Source organism: Spirulina sp. CCY15215, assembly GCF_016888125.1.
In the GTDB taxonomy this organism is placed as follows: Bacteria; Cyanobacteriota; Cyanobacteriia; order Cyanobacteriales; family Spirulinaceae; genus CCY15215.
Window position 1 is genome coordinate 1 of record NZ_JACSWA010000111.1, and the last position, 295, is coordinate 295.

Genomic DNA, 295 nt, shown 5'->3' on the forward strand with positions numbered 1-295 from the left:
TTTTTGATTCCTCTATCTCTGATAACTTCTGCTGCTGCTATGTCTCTATGAGTTTTGTATCCACACTCAGGGCAATGATGTTCTCGTTCGGAAAGTATTTTCTTTCCCGTGTGAAAATCACATTTTGGACAAGTTTGCGAGGTATAATTCTTGTCAACTTCTGCGACAAAAACATCTCGTTTCCACGCTACCCATTTCAGAATGGTAATAAATTGACCAAAAGCAGCATCTAGGCAATGTTTAGACAACATTCCTTTTGCCCAAGATTTAAAGTTAATATCTTCAAAAAATATTG

Annotated in this window: 1 protein-coding gene; it reads right to left on the minus strand. The window is 36.6% G+C overall.

The genetic code is table 11. From position 1 onward, the window contains the following. On the minus strand, positions 1 to 295 hold a 295-nt coding region (locus JUI58_RS00505; RefSeq protein WP_348539803.1), incomplete at both ends, for a transposase.